This window comes from Brotonthovivens ammoniilytica, assembly GCF_025566885.1.
GTDB classification, from domain to species: domain Bacteria; phylum Bacillota; class Clostridia; order Lachnospirales; family Lachnospiraceae; genus Brotonthovivens; species Brotonthovivens ammoniilytica.
In genome coordinates, this window is the sequence record NZ_JAOQJQ010000003.1 from 293,914 (window position 1) to 315,730 (window position 21,817).

Annotated in this window: 16 protein-coding genes; 12 read left to right on the forward strand and 4 right to left on the reverse strand. The window is 42.6% G+C overall.

Translation table 11 applies throughout. From position 1 onward, the window contains the following. On the forward strand, positions 1–621 hold a 621-nt coding region (locus tag OCV88_RS09375; protein ID WP_262591104.1), incomplete at its 5' end, for an ankyrin repeat domain-containing protein. 72 nt (positions 622–693) lie between these two features. Here the strand turns inward: OCV88_RS09375 and OCV88_RS09380 are convergent. Together OCV88_RS09380 and OCV88_RS09385 are read right to left on the reverse strand one after the other, a co-directional pair. Continuing rightward, positions 694–1,746 carry an AbiH family protein gene (locus OCV88_RS09380; RefSeq protein WP_158425246.1) on the reverse strand — a complete coding sequence of 351 codons (1,053 nt, stop codon included), beginning with the start codon at positions 1,744–1,746 and terminating at the stop codon, positions 694–696. 19 nt (positions 1,747–1,765) lie between these two features. After that, positions 1,766–2,632: a patatin-like phospholipase family protein gene (locus tag OCV88_RS09385; protein WP_158425247.1), complete on the reverse strand. Its 867-nt coding sequence runs from the start codon at positions 2,630–2,632 to the stop codon at positions 1,766–1,768. A gap of 143 nt (positions 2,633–2,775) precedes the next feature. Between OCV88_RS09385 and OCV88_RS09390 the strand changes: the two genes are divergently transcribed. Further along, the gene (locus tag OCV88_RS09390) at positions 2,776–3,207 is read left to right on the forward strand and encodes a hypothetical protein (RefSeq protein WP_158425248.1); all 432 of its coding nucleotides are present in this window, start codon (positions 2,776–2,778) and stop codon (positions 3,205–3,207) included. Positions 3,208–3,234: 27 nt separating this feature from the next. Here the strand turns inward: OCV88_RS09390 and OCV88_RS09395 are convergent, their stop codons facing one another. Next, positions 3,235–4,146, reverse strand: coding sequence for a patatin-like phospholipase family protein (locus OCV88_RS09395; RefSeq protein ID WP_158425249.1), 912 nt, complete (start codon positions 4,144–4,146; stop codon positions 3,235–3,237). 301 nt (positions 4,147–4,447) lie between these two features. Here OCV88_RS09395 and OCV88_RS09400 point away from each other — a divergent pair, with 301 nt between their 5' ends. The 7 genes from OCV88_RS09400 (at position 4,448) to OCV88_RS09430 (ending at position 12,778) form a co-directional block, all read left to right on the forward strand. Then, entirely contained in the window at positions 4,448–5,560 is a 1,113-nt protein-coding gene (locus OCV88_RS09400; protein WP_158425250.1) for an FAD:protein FMN transferase, read from the forward strand. Continuing rightward, entirely contained in the window at positions 5,553–7,199 is a 1,647-nt protein-coding gene (locus OCV88_RS09405) for an FMN-binding protein (RefSeq protein WP_158425251.1), read from the forward strand. The genes OCV88_RS09400 and OCV88_RS09405 overlap by 8 nt, the downstream gene beginning before the upstream one ends. Further along, positions 7,196–7,636: an FMN-binding protein gene (locus OCV88_RS09410; RefSeq protein WP_158425252.1), complete on the forward strand. Its 441-nt coding sequence runs from the start codon at positions 7,196–7,198 to the stop codon at positions 7,634–7,636. The genes OCV88_RS09405 and OCV88_RS09410 overlap by 4 nt, the downstream gene beginning before the upstream one ends. Position 7,637: 1 nt before the next feature. Beyond that, positions 7,638–8,480, forward strand: a complete 843-nt coding sequence (locus tag OCV88_RS09415) for a 4Fe-4S binding protein (protein ID WP_158425253.1) — start codon at positions 7,638–7,640, stop codon at positions 8,478–8,480. Position 8,481: 1 nt separating this feature from the next. Then, positions 8,482–8,853 carry a NusG domain II-containing protein gene (locus OCV88_RS09420; protein WP_158425254.1) on the forward strand — a complete coding sequence of 124 codons (372 nt, stop codon included), beginning with the start codon at positions 8,482–8,484 and terminating at the stop codon, positions 8,851–8,853. A 13-nt stretch (positions 8,854–8,866) separates the two neighbouring features. Then, positions 8,867–9,373 carry a Gx transporter family protein gene (locus OCV88_RS09425; protein WP_158425255.1) on the forward strand — a complete coding sequence of 169 codons (507 nt, stop codon included), beginning with the start codon at positions 8,867–8,869 and terminating at the stop codon, positions 9,371–9,373. A 144-nt stretch (positions 9,374–9,517) separates the two neighbouring features. Beyond that, a complete protein-coding gene (locus tag OCV88_RS09430; protein WP_158425256.1) occupies positions 9,518–12,778 on the forward strand; it encodes a penicillin-binding Tp47 domain C-containing protein in 3,261 nt (1,086 codons plus the stop codon). A 566-nt stretch (positions 12,779–13,344) separates the two neighbouring features. On the opposite strand, the gene OCV88_RS09435 is transcribed toward OCV88_RS09430, so the two are convergent. After that, positions 13,345–14,823, reverse strand: a complete 1,479-nt coding sequence (locus OCV88_RS09435) for a nicotinate phosphoribosyltransferase (protein WP_158425257.1) — start codon at positions 14,821–14,823, stop codon at positions 13,345–13,347. Positions 14,824–15,000: 177 nt separating this feature from the next. On the opposite strand from OCV88_RS09435, the gene OCV88_RS09440 reads away from it, so the two are divergent. The 3 genes from OCV88_RS09440 to OCV88_RS09450 all read left to right on the forward strand — a co-directional run bounded on the left by OCV88_RS09440 (position 15,001) and on the right by OCV88_RS09450 (position 21,769). Continuing rightward, a complete protein-coding gene (locus OCV88_RS09440) occupies positions 15,001–15,435 on the forward strand; it encodes a DUF4190 domain-containing protein (RefSeq protein WP_262591108.1) in 435 nt (144 codons plus the stop codon). Between the two features lie 713 nt (positions 15,436–16,148). Further along, positions 16,149–19,301 carry an isoleucine--tRNA ligase gene (gene ileS, locus OCV88_RS09445; protein WP_158425259.1) on the forward strand — a complete coding sequence of 1,051 codons (3,153 nt, stop codon included), beginning with the start codon at positions 16,149–16,151 and terminating at the stop codon, positions 19,299–19,301. Next, the gene (locus OCV88_RS09450; RefSeq protein WP_158425352.1) at positions 19,301–21,769 is read left to right on the forward strand and encodes a glycogen/starch/alpha-glucan phosphorylase; all 2,469 of its coding nucleotides are present in this window, start codon (positions 19,301–19,303) and stop codon (positions 21,767–21,769) included. Before ileS ends, OCV88_RS09450 begins: the two co-directional genes overlap by 1 nt. Positions 21,770–21,817: the final 48 nt, after the last annotated feature.

Here is a 21,817-nt window from a genome sequence, read left to right on the forward strand (position 1 = left end):
TTTTATAATGGAAATGTCAAAACGGCATCGGAAATGCTTCAGAAGGCGGAACGAAGAGATGTAACTCTGGGCGATCTGAAAGAAATCGTATTTAAAAATGACGATACAGTTTTATTTGAATATTTGTGTCAAAGAGAATGGCTTAGTGTTACAGATATTTCTAACGAAGATATCGGAACGATTGTGGTAAAAGATGCCAGAGAGATCATGAATTATCTGTTTCAAAACGGATATCGGTTTTCAGATCATAAAGGGGCATCTAACGAGGTGTTAAACCGGGCAATTATGTTTGAGCGGGAGGAGATGCTGGATTTATTATTAGCAAATGCCGCTGATCCCAGTGAAGATGGGGAACTTGGTTATCCGCTGATTGAGAGCTGCCAGTCTGGGGATTCCAAAACGATAGAGAAACTGCTGTCCTATGGTGCAGACTTAGATAAGTGTGGAGAAGCTGCAATGCAGAACGCTGTTGTAAGTGCAAATCTGGACGCTGTCAAACGCTTAATAGAGCATGGAGTGAAAATTTCAGAGACCACATATAAGGATGCAAAAGAAGCTGGTATTTATAAGAATGATCATACCCGGGAATTTGTGAAAAAAGTGTATGAAAGTCAGAAATAAAGAATATGCAGCCCAGGAGGGGAATTCTACAAATACAGAATTCTTCTCCTGGGTTTTACAGTACAGTCATTTCTAAATTGCAGTCAGGGTAAACTTTCCGGTTTGAATTTTTTCCAGCGCAGCTTCTTTTCCAAACAGCCGGATCAGGCTGATCACTTTTCTGGCATAGTCCTCCTGATCTGTATAATAGATGATCATCTGCCGGGATGCCGTTTCCAGCTGCCGGATGATCATTTCATCACCTGTGGGCATGGAATAGCCGAAAATATGAGTGATTACAGGAACAGGCAGCCCCTGGGAGTCCGTTGGATACAGCTGCTGTTTGTCAGGAATACCGGTAAATCTTATAATATTCTGGAAATAGTTTTTAAAGTAAATAAAATCCAGATTGTCCTGAGAATCGTTCGGAATTCCAAGAATCATATTCAACGGCTGGCTGTCTGCACGGCCTTTGGCATAAAAGATCTGTTCCCGGGGAATGTCATACAGCCTGCAGGTATCTGTGTAATTAAAATTAATGACATAATCCGGCTGAAGTTCCAAGAGTTTTTCCCAGCGGGCAGTACAGTTTTTTGGCTCAGCGCAGTGGGACAGATACAGGCCAAGGGACCGGGTAAAGTTGTCAAGCTCCCTGCAAAGCTCCTGTATCATTCCTTTTTGGTTCAGTTCTCTGCCGTCTGTAATATAATCCTGCCGGATTTTAAACAGGCCTCCGGATAGATCATCATAGATCTGTTCAAAGAGCCGGAAAAACTGCTGAAAAACACGCAGTTCATAATAAGAGAAGCTTTCGCAGAAAATGGAATACCGGCTGATATCAAACTGGGGTTCTTTTTTCTGCTCTTCCAGCTTTTTGAAAAAATCAATAAAGACAGTTACTATTTTTTCCAGCTCTGCTTCAAATCCATTCCAATCATTTTCAATGGCCATACCCTTTTGAAAATATCTGAAAAATCCATTCTGAATACATAAGGTAAAAATTTTCTGTTCCCATTTAGTCCGCTGATCTTCAGGTTTTTCCTCGATTTGGCCGGCGGCAGTTAAAAAATCCTGATAATTTGTTTTTAAACCGTGGTAAAGGTCAAAACCATTGCCTGTTACTAAAATATGGTGTGTATTTGACATATGAGATCCCTTCTTTTTATTAAAGTTTCTGTCTGTTTAAAAAGTCTTTAAACTCCTGTTCCTGCTCCCGGAAGTCTTTCATACCAAGGTCATACAGCTGCTGCTCGATTTCGCGGTCCATGGTATAGGTGCCCATTTTCAGCTGTGTGCTGGGAGCAAAAATAAATGCTTTTCCCTGTTTTTCCAGTTCGAAGGCTTTTTCCTGGCAGGCCCGGTACATAATATGTCTGTTATCAAGGGCTTCTATAACTTTTGGATATTTTCTGCAGAGGCGGGAGTAGGCAAACCGCATTTTTTCAGGCCCTTTTATAAGATCTTTCTGTTTGGATAAAATGATAACCAGCCGGTCACAGCCGTCATCCAGCGCCCTTTGCACGGGAATTGCATCAGTGACTCCGCCGTCATAATAAAGGCGCCCGTCTATCTCTACCGGACGGCAGGCGCCTGGCAGTGCACAGGAAGCCATAATATGGCGGTAATCATCCTGTATCATATCCTGTTTGCTGAAATAGGCCGGTTTTCCCGTCTGGGCATCTGTAGCAACTAAGTGAAATTCTGCGGGGTTTGCAAGAATAGCCGGGAAATCCAGTGGGTCGGCACCGTCTGAATTGGTAAGGTCTGCATATATGTACTGGAGTCCAAACAGATTTCCGGTTTTCAGGAAGCTTTTTAATCCGAAATAACCGGGTTCTTTTAAATGTTCTGTGTAAAAACGCAGATTACGTTCCCGTTGTCCGGCCATAAAGGATGCAACGTTGGCGGAACCGGCTGATACGCCGATACAGTAGTCAAAGGTAATATGATGATCTAAAAATGCGTCAAGGATACCTGCGCTGTATGCACATTTCATACCGCCGCCCTCAACGATCAGTCCAAGTTTATTCATTCTTTTCCTCCATTTGTGAATACCATTTATTTTATACCAGTTGTTTTCAGATTACAATGTCTGCCGGGAGGAATCTTTTGCATACCGGTTGTAAATATGGTAATCTTGGTCTGTAAAAAAGAGAAAAAAGAAAGAGGTGCAGGATGATGACTGATGGATATGACAGCCGTGAAATAGAAGAAGCAATAGAAGCTGGATGGCAGGCGAAAAACACTCTGGAAAGCGCCATAGATGCTCTGGAGAGCGCCGCAGGATGGGGTGTCTGGGATCTGCTGGGGGGAAATCTGTTTTCCGGAATGATGAAGCATTCCCGTATGGATGATGCTCAGGTGCTTGTGGAAGAAGCACAGCGAAAGCTCCGGAGATTTCAAAGAGAGTTAAATGATGTTCATCTGGCTCCGGAGCTTAAGGTAAATATGGAAGGTTTCAGCCGTATGGCAGATTATCTTTTTGACAATGTTTTTCTGGATATGTTTGTGCAGTCCAAAATCAGGAATAATATCCGGGAACTAAAGCGGGCTGTAACAGAGATTGAACAGGTGCTCTCCTGGCTGCGGGTTCAGGCTGAGATATAGTCTTTGAAACTTTTTCCAATTGGATTTTCAGGCTGAGATATAGTCTTTGAAACTTTTTTCAGCTGGATTTTCAGGCTGGGATGCAGGATTTAAAAACTTTTCCAGCTGTTCTTTCAGTGTATGGAAATCTTTGATGCCAAGGTCATACAGCTGTTGCTCCCGTTTCGCATCCATGGTGATCAGATTTGTTTTTAAATCTGTGCTGGGGGCGAAAAGGAATGCTTTTTGTTCCTGTTCAAGCTTTAATGCCGTTTCACGGGTTTTCCGATACATAATATGGCGTTGATTCAATGCCTGGACTGTATTTGGATAGTTTCTGCACATACGGGAATAGAGAAAACGGAATTTTTCCGGGGGTTTGATAAAATTTTTTGGTTTACATAATATAACAACGATTTTATCACAGCCCTCCAGAAAGGCCCGTTCAATGGGAATGGCATCAGAAATGCCGCCGTCATAGTAGGGGACACCGTTGATTTTCATGGGCCGGCAGGCTCCGGGCAGTGAGCAGGAGGCAATAATATGGCTGTAATCATCCTGTTTCATCAGATCTTTGGAAAAATATTCTGGGGTTCCGGTTACAGCATTGGTGGCAACGGCATAAAAAGGAACCGGATTATTTTTAAATGCAGGGAAATCCAGGGGATCCTTACCGGCTGAATTGCTTAACGTTCTGTAGATATAGTCCAGACCAAAAAGATTGCCGGTTTTAAAAAAACTTTTTACTCCGAAATATCCGGGGTCTTTTAAATGTTCGGTGTAGAAACGGAGATTTCGTCCCCGCTGTCCGGCCAGATAACTGACCAGATTAGCCGCGCCGGCAGAAACTCCGATGCAGTAATCAAATGTAATCTTGTAATCTAAAAACGCATCAAGGATACCTGCACTGTATGCGCATTTCATCCCGCCTCCTTCAACAACCAGTCCGATTTTATTCATAAAAGCTCTTTCCTTTCGTTTATTAGTGTATGGATGTTACAAAGAATTGTTATACAGGTATGCCGGGAACGGAAAGAAATCTTCAAATTGAAATCTTTAAATCGAAATCTTTAGGAGGATGTTTTTTTGATAAAAAAACTCCTCTGCTCTGATAAAAAAACTCTATAACCCTCTTGAAAATTTCAAAACTGCTTTTAATGAGAAAAATAGTCGCAAAAAATAAAAAAATCAACTTGTAATTTTAAAATTTGGAATTTATAATACAAAATCGAGTTAGCTATAACTAACCAAGGAGGGATTCATGAAAAAAATCATTGTATATATTGTAGTATCGGCTGCAGTCATATCCATGTGTCTGGGGGCGGCCGGATGCTCCACAAGCACCAATGTTTTGGCAGCCCAGCAGTCTTCGGAAAATGCTGACAGTACAGAAAAGGATGAAGCGTCCGGGGAAGTTTTATCTGCATCCAGGGATATATTTGCTATGGATACTTATATGACGGTGGAGGCCTATGGGGATCATTGCCAGGAAGCGGTAGATCAGGCGGAAGAGGAGATTTTAAGACTGGATCAGATGCTTTCTACAGGAAGTATTTCCAGTGAGATATCTAAATTAAATCAAGACGGTTACGGAACCGTATCCCGGGATACTTTTTACCTGATTCAAAGATCGCTGGAGCTGTATCAGGAGACGGACGGGGCTTTTAATATTGCTGTTTATCCGGTTATGAGAGCCTGGGGATTTACTGATCAGAATTATAAGGTTCCGGATGAGACAGAGCTTAAAAAACTGATTTCTGATATGGATCTGACCGGGGTTGTGCTGGATGAAAAAACGTACCGTGTACAGCTGGCAAATGATGAAATGGAAATTGATCTGGGAGGGATTGCCAAAGGATACACATCATCCAGAATTATGGATATTTTCAAAAGCTGTAAGGTGGAAAGCGGGATGGTAAGCCTGGGTGGAAATGTGCAGCTGTATGGAGCAAAAGCAGATGGAAGCAGCTGGAGAGTGGCTATTGAAGATCCTAATAATTTATCCGGGTATGCAGGAATTCTGGAAGCCAAAAACCGGGCGGTGATTACCTCAGGAGGGTATGAGCGTTACTTTGAACAGGATGGAAAAGAATACCATCATATTATTGATCCCAAGACAGGATATCCGGCTGACAACGGCTTAAAATCAGTAACTATTGTAAGCGCTGACGGAACGCTGGCCGACGGTCTTTCCACTTCTTTGTTCATTATGGGAAAGGACAGGGCTTTGGAGTTTTGGCAGGCGCACAGTGAGGAGTTTGATGCTGTTCTTATTATGGAGGATGGAAGTATTTATATTACAGAAGGAATTGAAAACGATTTTCAGACAGAGCAGAAATCAGTAATTGTGAGAAAGGAAGATTCGGATGAATAATCATTTAAAAAAGTGGGGAGGGATGCGCTACCTTCTGCCGGCGGCTTTATGCACCTGCTGTGTTGCCTGGGCGCTGCATGGATATACGGCTCCTGTATATGAAGTAAAAGCATCGGATCTTTCTGAACTGTCAGATGAGAATCCGGAAAATGAAGAATCGGCAGCTTCCGGGAATTTTGACCTGGAAGATGGATTTTATGAGGGAACCGGCGTGGGTTATGCGGGAAATATCACGGTATCGGTAGAAATAAAAGATCATTCTATTGTGGGAATTGAAATTCTCAGTGTGGAAGCAGACGATAAAGCTTTTTTTAATCGGGCAAAAGGTGTTATTGACCGGATTATCAGCAGTCAGAGCACAAATGTGGATGCAGTGTCCGGAGCAACCTACAGCTCTAGGGGAATTATCAGTGCGGTGGAAAATGCGCTTACCGGTAAGGTAAACCAGGAAGAGCCGGCCAAAGCAGCTGCATCTTCCCCCAGGGGTTCGCTGACAGTGGCTGATGTAAAAGATGCGGCTGCCTATCGGGACGGGACCTATTATGGAAACGGGACCGGTTTTTCGGGAGATCTGAAAGTGAAAGTGGTGATAAAAGACGGAAAGATTGTTTCTGTTGATGTGGTTTCTTCCGGGGACGATGCAGCTTATCTGAAAAAAGCGTCCGGATTGATTAAAAACATCATCTCGGGTCAGAGCACAAATGTGGACACTGTGTCCGGTGCAACGTACAGCTCAACGGGCATTATTACAGCTGTCCGGGATGCATTAAGCCAGGCGGCAGTGGAGCCGGATACCAAAACAAATAAAACAGAAACGGTGAAATCGGATGCCGGTAAAACAGAAACCGGCAAAGAAGGAAGATTTCCATACAATGACGGGATCTATTATGGAATCGGAGAAGGATATCTTGGTGAAATAAAGGTTGCCCTTGTTTTGAAGAATCATACTATAAAGGCGGTTATGATTCTTGAAAATGAAGCAGATGATGAGGCCTTTTTTAACAGAGCTAAAGTCATTGCGGACCGAATTGTGGAGCAGCAGAATACAGATGTAGATGTAGTATCCGGAGCAACCTACAGTTCAAAGGGGATTTTAGAGGCGGTAAAACAGGCTCTGCTAGAGGCAGAGCAGGTAACTGCCGGCAAGAAAGAGCCGCCGGCAAATGATAATACCGATTCTGACGGGAGCGGAAACGGCTCGGAGGATACATCGGGAGATGAATCATTAAACGGCAAAGATGATTCTTCAGGAAATGATTCAAAGGATCCTTCCCAAGAAAGCATTTACCGGGATGGTGACTATACATGGGAGGTTTTATGTGAACCGGATGAAGAACAGGATTTTATGCCGTATCTTTTGTCACTGACGGTTTCCATAGCCAATGACAAAATTGTGGCAGTAACGGATATTAAGGGTACCGGAGATGATTATGATTCCGGAAACGATCCGTACCTGAACAAAGCGGTAAAGGGAACAAGTAAGTATCCCGGAGTTGTTTCACAGATTTTAGACCAGGGCGTTCCGGAGCATATTGACGTGGTAACAAGAGCAACGTGCTCGTCAAATGCCATTATAAAAGGCTGTCAGGAAATACTAGAACAGGCCAGGATACAGCAGGGTGAGGAGGCGGAAGAATGAAAAGATTTTTTGCAAAATCCGTAAACATTTTTGCTGTAGCAGTACTGCTGATGGGATATAATATGGTGCTTCAGGCCCGGCATCAGCAGGAAGAGATAGAACGTCTGGAAGCAGAATTAAAGTCGGGAGAACTCTCACATTCAGACGGCAGTGGAAAAGAAACGGGAGCTTATGCCGACGGGACATGGGAAGGTCAGGCAGACGGGTTTGGAGGTATTATAAAGGTTTCCGTGCTGGTGGAGGATGGAAATATAAAAGAGGTGAAGATTCTTTCAGCGGATGGGGAGGACGGAGCATATCTTAAGATGGCTCAGGAAATTACCGGGGATATTATAGAGGAGCAGTCCACGGATGTGGATGTGGTCAGTGGTGCCACCTTTAGCTCCAACGGAATTAAAAATGCCGTAAAGCAGGCATTGGATAAGGCGGTTTCGTAGTATGCAGTTTAAAAAGAGAAAAAAAGCCGGAAAATATGTCAGAGCAGTTATACAGCTGATATTTTTTCTTCTGATGCCATCAGCATTTACAACAGCTTTTGCAGGTGTTAAGTATATTTTTACCCAAATCGGACAGGAGACACAGTTAGAGATGACAGCATTTGTCACGGTTCTGCTTGTGCTTGGCATTTATACCATTGTATTTGGCCGTTTTTTCTGCGGATTTGCCTGCGCCTTTGGAAGTCTTTCGGATGCTGTCAGGGCTTTTTATGTGTGGATTTGTAAAAAAATGAAAAAAAAGCCCGTTACGATAGGGGATTCTGTAACAATAAAATTAAAATATTTAAAGTATGTGGTGCTTGCCGCTGTTGTGCTGCTTTGCTTCCTGGGATTGTATGGAAAGCTGCAGGGGACAAGTCCCTGGGATGTATTTTCCATGCTTCATGCAGGGAACTTAAGGCTGCAGAAGTATCTGGCAGGGGCTGTGATACTGATTTTAATTGTAATAGGAATGTGTGTGCGGGAACGGTTTTTCTGTCTGTTTTTGTGCCCTATGGGAGCAGTCTTTGCTCTGCTGCCGGTTCTGCCGTTTTTCACTTTCAGGAGAAACCGGGAGAAGTGTCTGAAAGGGTGCCGGGCTTGTACCCGGCAGTGCCCGGCAGCGCTTAATCTTCCGGATGATAAAAATCCCGGAGTGTCCGGGGATTGTTTTCAATGCCAGAAATGCGCTGATATCTGCCCGGGAGGAAATATTCACTGCAGCGGTATGGCGGGAAATGAGATTCCGGTAACCATTGTAAAAGCAGCAGTGCTGTTTGGTATCTTGTTCTGGTTAGGAGTATAAAATGAGGAAAAAAGATCTGATTCTGCTTGGAGGGATTCTGTTATTGGCAGCAGCACTGTTTTTGTGCCTGGGTATGGGCAGGAAAAAAGAGGGAAGTATTGTGAAGATTACCATTAAAGGAGCGGTCTATGGGACGTATTCTCTGGATGAAGACCAGGAAATTAAAGTAAAAGGCAGCCAGGGAACCAATGTTGTTTGTATAAAGGATGGGAAGGTTTTCATGAAAGAAGCGGATTGTCCGGACCAGTACTGTGTGGAGCACAATGCAATCAACAATAAAACAGATACGATTGTCTGCCTCCCCCACCGGCTGGTGGTGGAAGTGTCAGATGACAGCCAGGCCCAGGAAGATATTGATGTAACTGTTAGGTAGAAGGGAGAACGAAATGACGAAAAAAATAGCGCTGCTTTCTATGTTAGTGGCACTTGCTCTTGTATGCAGCTACGTGGAAGTACTGGTCCCTATACAGGTGGGGCTTCCCGGAATGAAACTGGGGCTTGCGAATCTGGTAATTGTAACAGGGCTTTATTTTTTAAATGCCAGAGAAATATTGGCAGTGTCCATTGTCAGAATTATGCTTTCTGCGTTTATGTTTGGAAATGGTATGTCGCTGATTTACAGTCTGGCAGGAGGCGTTTTAAGTCTGGCGCTTATGCTTTTGCTGAAAAAGAACAAAGGATTTTCTATTGTGGGCATCAGTATTGCCGGTGGTGTCTTCCATAATGTGGGCCAGCTTTTGATTGCGCTGGTGATCGTGGATAATATAAACCTTGTTTTCTATTTTCCTGTATTGATGGTGGCAGGAGCTCTCACAGGTACTGTTATTGGTATTGTAAGTAAAAAGATATTGGAGGCCCTGAAAAAAGGGGTGCTGAATCATACTGTTCATTAGTTAGTTAAAACTAACTTTATGATAAAATATTTCAATTTCTCAAATGTTTGGGAAACCCGCAGATGCGGAGAACAGGTAAAGGAGGAAGTGTTGAAAAAAGCTGATAAACAAAAAAAGAGGTTTTAGATATGAAAGGAGAATGATATGAAATTAAAAAAACTGCTATCAGCAGGATTGTCTCTTTCCATTGTTATGGGAATGGTACCGGTTACCTCCCTGGCGGCAGAGACAGCAGAGTATAAGGATGGAACCTATGGAGCAACAGCAACGGTAGAGCCGGATGAAGATGAGGATTTTGATGCATATGACATAAAGGTTAATGTAACAATTACGGGCGGTAAAGTTACGGCAGTAGAATATGCAGATACAGATAAAATTCCGCAGGACAGTGTTACTTATGCAGATAAAGCCATGAAAGGAACGAAAAGTAAAGCAGGTGTTGCAGAGCAGATTATCATAAATAACAGCGCTGATAATATTGATGTGGTTTCAAGTGCAACCTGCAGTTCCGATGCGATTCAGTCAGCAGTTAAAAAGGCGCTGGAGGAAGCAGGGGCAGCAGCTTCAGAACCGGAGAAAAAGGATATTTATGTATTAATGAATATTCCTTATGATGAGTTTTATCAGGCAGATGTCAATAACAGTATTCCTGTAGATGCAATGAGTTCTGCCACAAAAAATAAAACAAGAACATCAACACTGGCAGGGGGCTCCTACCATATAAACAGTGATGGCAGTGATATTACAGGTATTACATTTCCTGTTAAGGTAAGCAGTCTGGATGAGCTGAAAAAATATACACAGATTACAGACAGCAGTTCTGTAGATATTACAGTTACCAACCGGGGACAGACAACGACCACAACTTATACTGGCAAAGATGCATTGTTTGAAAGCGGCAGCTATTCTTATTATGTATTAAATGAGACTCCTTCTTATTACAAAGAACTGACTGTAGGAGAGAACGGAACGCTTTCATTTGGAAAAACGATAGGGACAGAGCAGCAGGTATCCGGAGCTGGAGCGGCTCTTTTAACGGATACTACTTATGGAGACTATCAGTTAAATATGACAGGGCTAAGCAAGATTATTGACAGTAATGATCCTATTTATGGTGTTATTATTACTACAACAGACGGCAGCAGCTATGGTCTGCGTCATCTGGAAAATATCTGGCTTGGAACAGAGCTTGCTTGGTGCACAGGATATACGGATAAAGTTCACAACTGCCCCACCTCATCTGAGCACTATAAATCAATGATGGGCAAAACAATTGACAAAGTTACTTATTACACCAGCGACGGTATTTATGTGGCAGATATTGCAGATATTTATGTACCTGAGAAATTCAGCGGTTCTGTTACGGTTGCAGATGCTGCGCTGAATGCCGGAAAAACATCCGTAGTTATGAATGATATTCCCGGGGATTTTCAGGCGGAATACAGTGTAGAGGGGCTGGAAGCACAGGTGTCAGATGGTGTGCTGACATTTTCTGGGGATGCAGAACCGGGTACCTATATCCTGACAGTAAAAGATAAAAGTGGAAAATATGCTGATCTGAAAGTTGATTTTACATTGACAACCGATAAGATTCCGGCAGCTTTTGATCAGGAGAAAAAAGCATTGACCGCAGCAGAGGGAAGCAGTGCGGATGATTTGTCCAATTATGTGGGCAATATCGTTTCTGTTTCTGTAAACGGAAAAGCTTATTCCGCCAGCGGACGGGGAGCTGTACAAATTATTAATGATGACGGAACACTGAATCTGGAAGCTGCTTCTGGCGGGAGTGCAGTGTTTGGCGATGCCGGCACTTATAAAATTGAAGTAACTGCAACCGGATATACAAAACCGCTGGAGTTTAATTATACACTGTCATATAAATATGTGTATGCGGCATTGAGCTGGGCGGAATACTGGGAAGCTGAAAATGTATACCTTGCCCCAGACAGCACAATGACCTCTGCATCTGATGAGGTGGATGAAAGAGGGGAAGCTGATAAAGGTGCGTTTGATGTGGTTTCCAGAGCTACAACGAATCACGGACTGCACAGAGGAAGCTTTCAGAGTGATACCATCATTTATGATACAGATGGGAAAAGCTATGAGATATCTTACTGGAAAGATAAAAACACAATTGTTCTTGCAGACGGAAGTGAGATTGGATTTGATAAGGGCACCATTACTGCTGCAGATGGAAAAACAGCAGTCATGGATCATTACGAGGTAAAAGGTCTGAAATATGTTCCGGTAGCGGTAAAAGAAACAGATTATGCTGCCTTTTGTGAAAAATATCATGTAGTAGAAAATGGCGATATGCTCTATGGCGGTTATGAAGAAGTTAATTTAAAGAGCTACTCCGTTGAGGCAGAGGTGAGTGATACTACCAATGGACTGAAAACGGTATCTAAAAATGAGGATGGAAGCTTTTCCTTCTCAGCACGCAAAAATGGCAGTCAATCAGGTATTTCATCCACAGAGCAGAAAAAAGTAAATGCGGATCAGCTGGAGGTTACTGTAAAAGAAGCTGACGGAGCTTATGGCGAATTTTTAAGGGTAGATCTTACCGGAGAAGCGTATGGAGATCTGGGATCAAATCTTCAGGCAGTGAAATGGACCTATTATGGAAGTGATGATTCTTACAGCACACCCCTTGTATCATACGGAACCAAATTTGCAGCAGATAACTGGATGCATAAATCAAATGGTATTCAGCTGGGGCTGACAGATTCTCTGCGGTGCCAGCTGCCGGAAGGAACAGATGGAACCGGTTACTGGGCGTTAACGGTATATGCAATGGGATATGAGGATTATACCTTCCAGATTAAAGTTACAGATGACAATATTGTAAAAGCAGATGAAGAGCAGGTTGACATAACAGAACTTCAAAACGTTATCGGCCAGGCAGAAGCATTGAAGGAAGCGGATTATACTGCTGAAAGCTGGGCTAATATGCAGACAGAATTACAGGAAGCAAAAGATGCTCTGGCAGCTCCAAACAGCCAGGCCATTGTAAACGAAGCAATCGCTCACCTGCAGGAGGCAATTGCCGCTCTTGTGAAAGTGGATACGGAAAACCCGGGAGGGGACGATCAGCAGAATCCTGAAACACCGGGAGGAGATGACCAGCAGAATCCTGAAACACCTGATGGAGATGATCAGAAAGATCCTGTGGTACCCGGAGATCAAAATCAGACACCTGGAACAAATACACAAAATCCAAATGGCAGCGGAATGAATCAGGTAAATACAAATGGAAATGCTGATAAAACTGATACAGAGGATGAGAATATTGTGAAAACCGGAGATAGTACAAATGCAGTGATTCCTTTTGCGGCTGCAATGCTGGCACTGGCATCTGCGGCAGGTGTCGGGGTATATGGAAAAAGAAAGAAAACGGAAGAGTAAATAAAAGAGGATTTCTTAGGGGTGTGGCTGGCGCCGAATATAGCCGCAGACCCTAAGCGCCAAGCGGCACCTTAGAAATCCAAAAGGATTTCCTCGGTTTGTGGCTGGCGCCGAATATAGCCGCAGACCCTAAGCGCCAAGCGGCACCTCGAAAATCCAAAAGGATTTCCTCGGTTTGTGGCTGGCGCCGAATATAGCCGCAAAATACCCAGGCTCCAAGCGGCACCTCGAAAATCCAAAAGGATTTCCTCGGTTCGTGGCTGGCGCCGAATATAGCAAAATACCCAAGCGCCAAGCGGCACCTTAAAAATCCAAAAGGATTTCCTCGGTTCGTGGCTGGTGCCGAATATAGCCGCAGACCCTAAGCGCCAAGCGGCACCTCGAAAATCCAAAAGGATTTCCTGGGTTTGTGGCTGGCGCCGAATATAGCCGCAAAATACCCAAGCTCCAAGCCGCACCTCGAAAATCCAAGAGGATTTCCTCGGTTCGTGGCTGGCGCCACATATAGCAAAATAATAGACCGTAAAACGATATGCAAGCACATTGTTTTACGGTCTATTATTTCACTATACGCGGCTTGGAGCCTGGGAATATTTCGCTTCGCTGAGTTCGTTGAAGACTTTGTTTTTCAGGTGATAGAGTTTATCTGACAGATCTACATAGATTTCAGCGGGGTTTACGAATCGCATATTTTCGTTCCACAGGGTGTCTTTTTCTTTTGTGCAGTATTCCTGAATTTCCATAACACTTGGAGAGGTGTAAATGCATTTTCCTTTATCGAAGATTGGAATTAGAAGTTCTCTCATGGTATATGTTCCGCCGGTCAGGAGTGTTCGTTTCCATGTGGCGTTGGGATCAAAGAGGAGGAGGTCTTCTTCTGAATTAAACACTTCTTCTTCCAGGCAGATTAGATCTGCTCTGATTTTTTTGCTTTCTTTATCATAAATCCGATAAACTGTTTTATTTCCGGGGTTTGTAACCTTTTCTGTGTTTTCTGACAGCTTGATTTTGGGGATAAAGTTTCCGTTTTTATCCTGAATAGCGGCCAGTTTATAGACGCCTCCGAAGGCAGGACAGTCTCTAGAAGTAATCAGACTGGTTCCCACACCCCAGGATGTAATCTTTGCCCCCTGTATTTTCAGGGATTCAATCAGGTATTCGTCAAGATCGTTGGAAGCGGAGATAACAGCGTCTTCAAATCCTGCTTCGTCCAGCATCCTGCGGACTTTTTTGGAAAGATAGGCCAGATCTCCGCTGTCTAAGCGGACACCATAATTTTTCAGTTCAATGCCTGCTGCTTTCATCTCCTGAAAGATACGAATGGCATTGGGAACGCCGGATTTTAAGGTGTCATAGGTGTCGATCAGAAGAATGCAGGCTGTGGGATAAAGTTTGGCATAGGTTTTAAAGGCGGTATATTCATCCGGAAAACTCATAATCCAGCTGTGGGCGTGGGTGCCTTTTACCGGAATATCAAAAAGCTGGCCGGCTAGAACGTTTGACGTGCCGCAGCATCCGCCGATGACTGCTGCCCGGGCGCCGTAAATGCCGGAGTCGGGTCCTTGTGCCCGGCGCAGACCAAATTCCATAACACCATCGTTTTGCGCAGCATAACAGACTCTGGAAGCTTTTGTGGCAATAAGACTTTGATGATTTATAATATTTAAAACGGCGGTTTCAAGGAGCTGGGCTTCCATAATAGGCGCTACAATTTTTACAATTGGTTCTCTCGGGAAGATTACTGTTCCTTCTGGTACAGCATAGATGCTTCCAGAGAAACGGAAATTGCTGAGATACTTTAAAAATTCCTCCTGAAAAATATTGAGGCTTCTCAGGTAGCGGATATCATCCGGTGTAAACTGCAATGTTTTTACATAGTCAATAACCTGCTCTAGCCCGGCGGCAACAGCATAGCCGCCTCCAGAAGGTGTTTCCCGGTAGAAGGTGTCAAATACAACAATATCCTGATTTCCGGTTTCAAAATATCCCTGCATCATTGTGATTTCATAGAGATCAGTCAATAATGTCAAATTTTGTGTTCTCATTCTATTTTCACATGCTTGCGTTCGCATGTGCTCCTCTCTTACTGAAAAAATGTATGATTTACAATTATACTCTTTTTATTCAAAAGTACCAGCATTTTCTTATATTTTACTATTGTGGGAAGGGAGGAAGTTTGATATACTCTTGCTATAGTTTATTTATAAATGGAGGTTACTACTATGGATGAAAATAATAACTTCAACAATCAAGAACCAGAAAATAATAATGTGCAGCCTGCAATAGATCCGGTTTTTACAGATGCAGACTATCATGACCCGGAGAATACAAATAACACAGTAAATAATTATGATACAAATACTAATTATAATAACGGTGGTGAAGGAAAGTCCGGTCCACAAGGATTTGCCATTGCATCATTAGTACTTGGAATTATCTCTATTGTATTATTCTGCGCAAGTATTAATATTGTAACAGGTATACTTTCAATTATATTTGGCGCTATTCATCTGGTAAAAGGATATCAGGATAAAAGAGGTATGGCCCTTGCAGGACTGATACTTGGTATTATTTCTATTGTACTGTATATTATTCTTCTTGCCATTGGTGTAAGTGCACTTAACAGTGGTTTGTATAGTTACAGCACAATGTTCTAACAATTATAAAAAGATTATTGCAGTAGAAAAATATGAATGTTTCGGGCGGCTCTAAGAGGGGGCCGCTTTGTGATTTCTCACAATGATTCATCCGGCATATGACGGAATAGTTGCTGATTTTTCTGATGAATCAGGCGATAATCAGTTGACAAAGTTCTGAAAGACTTTTATAATATTTTCGATCTATTAATAAATGAAAAAAACGTTGAAGAAGACAGTAGATTATATATAGAAAGTAGCAGAGAGCCGGGGTGGTGAGAGCCGGTACAAGTATATTATAATTGAAGATCACTTCCGAGTTTCAGACTGAAATGTTTACAGAGTAGGTTCTGACGGGATTCCCCCGTTACCGGGAAACAGTATCCGGCAAAAGCCGCGTACTTCGAAACAGGTGGTTACGAATTTATTTTACTCTCGTCCTTTTTCGGACGGGAGTTTTTTTATACTTGGGAAATCTTATTTCCCAAGTATAAAAAATGCTCCGCAGGGATGCGCACAGGCGTGAAAAGGAAGAGAGCCGCAGGCGGCCACGCCCGGCGCGAGAATGTGCAAAAGCACATTCTTTTATATACCTGGGAAAATAAGTTTCCCAGGTATAAAAGCGCTCCGCAGGGATGCGCACAGGCGTGAAAAGGAAAAAAGCCGCAGGCGGCCACGCCCGGCGCGAGAATGTGCTAACGCACATTCTTTTATAAACAGAAAGGAGATCTTGAATGTACGAGAAAGTATCGACAAATCTGAATTTCGTTGACAGAGAAAAGAAAACCGAAGAGTTCTGGAAGGACCATGATATTTTTCGAAAAAGTATGGAAAACAGAAAAGAAGGGGAGACCTATACCTTTTATGACGGTCCGCCAACAGCTAATGGAAAACCTCATATTGGGCATGTTTTGACCCGTGTTATTAAGGATATGATTCCGAGATACCAGACAATGAAGGGAAAAATGGTTCCCCGTAAAGCCGGATGGGATACCCATGGACTGCCTGTAGAGCTGGAAGTGGAGAAACTGCTTCATCTGGACGGGAAGGAGCAGATAGAGGAATATGGTCTGGATCCCTTTATTCAGAAATGTAAAGAGTCCGTCTGGAAATACAAAGGTATGTGGGAAGATTTTTCCGGTACCGTTGGATTCTGGGCTGATATGGATCATCCATATGTCACATACGATGACAATTTTATTGAATCAGAGTGGTGGGCATTAAAACAGATCTGGGATAAAGGACTGCTTTATAAAGGGTTTAAGATTGTGCCTTACTGTCCGCGGTGCGGGACTCCTCTGTCATCTCATGAGGTTGCTCAGGGATATAAAGAGGTCAAAGAGCGTTCTGCTATTGTGCGGTTTAAAGTAAAAGGCGCGGATGAATATATTCTGGCATGGACAACCACACCCTGGACACTGCCGTCTAATGTAGCTCTTTGTGTAAATCCGGTGGAATCCTATGTTAAGGTAAAAGCGGCAGATGGATATACGTATTACATGGCGGAAGCACTGCTGGATAAAGTTCTGGGTACAGATGAAGAAAATGGCGCTTCTTATGAAATTCTGGAGACATATAAAGGCAGGGATCTGGAATATAAAGAATATGAGCCTCTTTTTGACTATGCCCTGGATATCTGTGAAAAACAGCATAAAAAAGCATACTATGTGACCTGTGCGGATTACGTTACACTGACAGATGGTACCGGTGTTGTTCATATTGCGCCGGCTTTCGGTGAAGATGATGCCCAGGTAGGACGCAGATATGATCTGCCTTTTGTACAGCTGGTTGACGGCAAAGGTGAGATGACAAAAGAAACGCCATATGCAGGCGTATTTGTAAAAAAAGCCGATCCTATGGTATTAAAAGAACTGGAAGAAAAAGGTCTGTTATTTGACGCTCCGAAGTTTGAACACAGCTATCCACACTGCTGGAGATGCGACACACCGCTGATTTACTATGCAAGAGAATCCTGGTTTGTTAAGATGACTGCCGTGAAGGATGATCTGGTTCGGAACAATAATACTGTAAACTGGATTCCGGAATCTATCGGAAAAGGACGTTTCGGAGACTGGCTGGAAAATATCCAGGACTGGGGAATTTCACGTAACCGTTACTGGGGAACTCCATTAAATATCTGGGAGTGCGAAGACTGCGGTCATATGGAATCCATTGGAAGCCGGCAGGAACTTGCAGAAAAAAGCGGAAATCCGGATGCTGTTCATGTAGAACTGCACAGACCATATATTGATGAAGTGACAATAAAATGTCCTCACTGCGGCAAACCTATGCACCGGGTGCCGGAAGTAATTGACTGCTGGTTTGATTCCGGAGCAATGCCTTTTGCGCAGCATCATTATCCCTTTGAAAACAAGGAAGTATTTGAACAGCAGTTCCCGGCTCAGTTTATTTCTGAAGCTGTAGATCAGACACGTGGATGGTTTTACTCCCTGATGGCAGAGTCTACTTTACTGTTTAATAAAGCTCCTTATGAAAATGTAATTGTTCTGGGTCATGTTCAGGATGAGAACGGACAAAAAATGAGTAAATCCAAAGGAAATGCGGTAGATCCTTTCGACGCACTGGAGAAGTACGGTGCAGATGCAATCCGCTGGTATTTCTATATTAACTCAGCTCCATGGCTGCCTAACCGTTTCCATGGCAAAGCCGTTATGGAAGGACAGCGTAAATTTATGGGTACTCTCTGGAATACCTATGCATTTTTTGTGCTGTATGCGAATATTGATAATTTTGATGCCACAAAGTATCAGCTGGAATATGATAAATTATCCGTTATGGATAAATGGATGCTGTCAAAATTAAACACACTGGTACAGACAGTGGATGATAATCTGGCAAATTACAGAATCCCGGAAGCGGCAAGAGCTCTTCAGGACTTTGTAGATGATATGAGCAACTGGTATGTCAGAAGAAGCCGTGAGCGCTTCTGGGCAAAAGGTATGGAGCAGGATAAGATCAATGCTTATATGACGCTGTATACTGCACTGGTAACTGTTGCAAAAACAGCGGCTCCAATGATTCCGTTTATGACAGAGGATATTTATCAGAACCTTGTAAGAAGTATTGACAAAAATGCTCCGGAAAGTATTCATTTATGTGATTTTCCTGTTGCAGAAATGTCCATGATTGATAAGGAACTTGAGAAAAACATGGATGAGGTTCTGAAAATCGTTGTGATGGGCCGTGCATGCCGAAACAGCGCTAATATTAAGAATCGTCAGCCAATTGGAAATATGTTTGTAAAAGCCGCAAATAATCTGCCAGAATATTTTGTGCAGATTATTGAAGAAGAGCTGAATGTAAAAAAAGTAACTTTCTCAGAGGATGTAAGTTCCTTTACAAGCTATACGTTTAAGCCTCAGCTGCGAACAGTAGGACCTAAATATGGAAAAGTACTGGGCAGGATTCAGAAAGCGCTGGCATCCTTAGATGGCAATGCAGCTATGAACCAGCTAAAAAGTACAGGATTACTGAAACTGGATATTCCGGATGCTGAGGTAGAATTATCTGAAGAAGATCTGCTGATTACCATGACACAGATGGAAGGCTATGTGACAGAAAGCGATAATGAAGTTACTGTTGTGCTGGATACAAAACTGACACCTCAGCTGCGTGAAGAAGGATTTGTAAGGGAAATCATCAGTAAGGTTCAGACTATGAGAAAAGAGGCAGGGTTTGAAGTTATGGATAAGATCCTGCTGTCTTATGAAGCTGGAAAAAAAGCTGCAGATATTTTTGAAAAATTCGGTAATGATATTCAAAAGGAAGTTCTGGCGGTATCTGTTTTGGGGGGAACACTTCAGGGATATCAGAAGGAATGGAACATTAACGGCGAACAAGTAAAATTGGGAGTGGAAAAACAATGATGAAAAATCCGGCATTTGAAAAAGAGACTTTTAAAAAAAGTGTAAAAGAGAATGTTAAAAATTTATATCGAAAGACATTAAAAGAAGCGACCCAGCAGGAAATTTATCAGGCGGTTTCTTATTCTGTAAAAGATGTAATTATTGATCAGTGGCTGGCAACTCAGCAGACCTTTGATAAAACAGATGCCAAAATTGTATATTACATGTCCATGGAATTTCTCATGGGAAGAGCTCTTGGCAATAATTTGATCAACCTGACAGCCTACAATGAAGTAAAAGAAGCCCTAGAAGAGATCGGGGTGGATTTGAATGCCATTGAAGATGAAGAGCCGGATCCGGCTCTTGGCAACGGCGGGCTTGGCCGGCTGGCTGCCTGTTTTATGGAATCTCTGGCAACTCTTGGTTATCCGGCTTATGGATGTGGTATCCGTTATCGGTACGGAATGTTTAAACAGAAAATTAAGGATGGATATCAGCTGGAAGAACCGGATAACTGGCTGAAAAACGGTTATCCCTTTGAACTGCGCAGACCAGAGCATACCTTTGAAGTGAAGTTTGGCGGATATGTCCGGGCAGAGGCCTCTGGAAACGGCCATACGAAGTTTATTCAGGAAGGTTATCAGTCAGTTCGCGCCGTACCTTATGATATGCCGATTATCGGATATAACAATAATATGGTAAATACGCTGATGATCTGGGATGCAGAACCTATTCAGTGTTTTGAACTGGATTCCTTTGATAAGGGGGATTACAGAAAAGCTGTAGAGCAGGAAAATCTTGCAAGAAATCTGGTGGATGTGCTGTATCCTAATGATAATCATATTGCAGGAAAAGAACTCCGGTTAAAACAGCAGTACTTCTTTGTATCAGCCAGCATTCAGCGTGCTCTGGCAAGGTTTAAGAAAAATCATCCGGATATTCACATGCTGCCTCAAAAGGTTGCTATTCAGATGAATGATACGCATCCCACTGTAGCAGTAGCAGAGCTTATGAGAATTCTGCTGGATGAAGAGGGACTTGGCTGGGATGAAGCATGGGAGATCACCTCTAAAACCTGCGCTTATACTAATCATACAATTATGGCAGAAGCTCTGGAAAAATGGCCGATTGAGATATTCTCCCGTCTGCTTCCTCGTATTTATCAGATTATTGAGGAAATTAACCGCAGATTTTTACTGGATATTGAGGCTAAATTCCCGGGGGATTACCATAAAAAAGAAAAAATGGCTATTATCCATGACGGACAGGTAAAAATGGCTCATCTTGCTATTGCGGCAGGATATTCAGTGAATGGTGTTGCCAGACTTCATACAGAAATTCTTAAAAATCAGGAACTGAAAGATTTTTATGAGATGTTCCCGGAAAAATTCAATAATAAAACAAACGGTATTACCCAGAGACGGTTCCTATATCACGGAAATCCGCTTCTTTCTGCGTGGATTACTGATAAAATCGGAGACGACTGGATCACTAATCTGTCGCATATGGAAAAGCTTGCATTGTTTGCGGATGATAAAAAAGCGCAGCAGGAGTTTATGAATATTAAATACCAGAATAAACTGCGCCTGGCAAAATATATTCAGAAACATAATGGAATCGAGGTTGATCCAAGATCAATTTTTGATGTTCAGGTAAAACGTCTCCATGAGTATAAACGTCAGCTTCTGAATATCCTGCATATTATGTTCCTCTATAATATGTTAAAAGAGCATCCAGACATGGACTTTTATCCGAGAACATTTATTTTCGGTGCAAAAGCAGCGGCAGGTTACAGAATAGCAAAGCTGACAATTAAGCTTATTAATTCTGTGGCAGATGTTATTAACAATGATAAAACCATTAATGGCAAGCTGAAGGTTGTGTTTATTGAAGACTATAAAGTCTCCAATGCAGAATGGATTTTCGCTGCTGCCGATGTCAGTGAACAGATTTCCACTGCAAGTAAAGAGGCTTCCGGAACCGGCAACATGAAATTTATGTTAAATGGTGCAGTAACAATTGGTACTATGGATGGAGCTAATGTTGAAATTGCAGAAGAAGTGGGAGAAGATAATATTTTTATTTTCGGTATGAGTTCTGACGAAGTCATTGAGCATGAGAAGAGACGCGATTATAATCCAATGGAGATTTTCAATAATGATCAGGATATCCGTCAGGTACTGATGCAGATTATAAACGGATTTTATTCACAAAATGATACAGAGCTGTTCCGGGATCTGTATAATTCCCTGTTGAATACACAATGTACCCAGTTTGCAGATACCTACTTTAATCTGAAAGATTTCCGTTCCTACTCAGATGCACAAAAACGTGTAGAAGAAGCGTACAGAGACGAAGAACGCTGGGCAAAAATGGCAATGTTAAACGTAGCTCATGTTGGCAAATTTTCATCTGACAGAACCATTCAGGAGTATGTGGATGATATCTGGCATCTGGAAAAAATCCAGGTAGAGCCGGAAGAATTTTAAATAACGACTATATTTAGGGAGTCATCACCTTACAAAATATTTATTTAA